The following is a 1085-nucleotide window of genomic DNA, read 5'->3' as shown; positions in this document are numbered from 1 at the left end:
TCGGGGATCTCCAGCCCCTCCTGCAGGCGGCGGCGCAGCTCGGTGCCCGAGATGTTGAGGATCGTCACGTCGTCCTTGTCGGCGATCTCGTCCATCGGCTCGTACTGGGCGCGCTCCTGCACATAGACCATGTGCTTGAAATCGATCATTTCGACACCGATCTCGGACTGGTGCGCGCGGAAAAGGTCCTGCGCATCGTAGGGCCCGTAGAAATCCTCGCCCTGCGAGTTCTTGCCGGGGCCGGCATGATCGCGCCCGACGATGAAATGCGTGCAGCCGTGATTGGCGCGGATGAGCCCGTGCCAGACCGCCTCGCGCGGGCCGCCCATGCGCATGGCGAGGTTCAGCAGGCTCATCGCCGTGGTCGAGCCGGGGTATTTGTCGAGGACAGCTTCGTAGCAGCGCACGCGGGTGAAATGATCGACATCGCCCGGTTTGGTCATGCCGACGACGGGATGGATCAGAAGGTTCGCCTGCGCCTCCTTGGCGGCGCGGAAGGTCAGCTCCTGATGCGCGCGGTGCAGCGGGTTGCGCGTCTGGAAGGCGACGACCTTGCGCCAGCCCACCTTGCGGAAATAGGCGCGCAATTCGTTGGGCGTGTCGCGGCGGGCGCGGAAATCGTAATGCACGGGCTGCTGGATGCCCGTGACCGGCCCGCCCAGATAGACGGTGCCGGCGGTGTTGTGCAGGTAGTTGACGGCCGGATGGGCGCTGTCATCGGCGCCGAAGACCATTTCGGCCTCGCGCGATTTGTCAGGGGTCCAGCGGTCGGTCACGGTCATCGTGGCGAGGATCACGCCCTCCTGGTCGCGCAGCGCGATGTCCTGGCCCAGCTCCAGCGCTTCGGCGAAGGCCTCGCTGACATCCAGCGTGATCGGCATCGGCCAGAGCGCGCCCGAGGCGAGGCGCATATCCTCGACCACGCCGTTGTAATCCGCCTCGCCCAGAAACCCCTTGAGCGGGTTGAAGCCCCCGTTCATCAAAAGCTCCAGATCACAGATCTGCCGCGGCGTCAGATCATGGCTGACCAGATTGCCCGCCTCCACCTTCAGCTTCTGCGCAGACTCGTGACTGACGTATAGTTC

General features: G+C 65.0%; 1 protein-coding gene. It reads right to left on the bottom strand.

The window, feature by feature from the left end; translation table 11 throughout:
• Positions 1-1085, bottom strand: a 1085-nt coding sequence (sat, locus tag ACEWPL_RS19415; protein ID WP_420744406.1) for a sulfate adenylyltransferase, incomplete at both ends; no start/stop codon positions are given.

This window comes from Roseovarius roseus, assembly GCF_043355935.2.
Lineage (GTDB): Bacteria > Pseudomonadota > Alphaproteobacteria > Rhodobacterales > Rhodobacteraceae > Roseovarius > Roseovarius roseus.
Note: the sequence above shows the minus strand (reverse complement) of the source record. Positions and strands in the feature narration are given on the sequence as shown.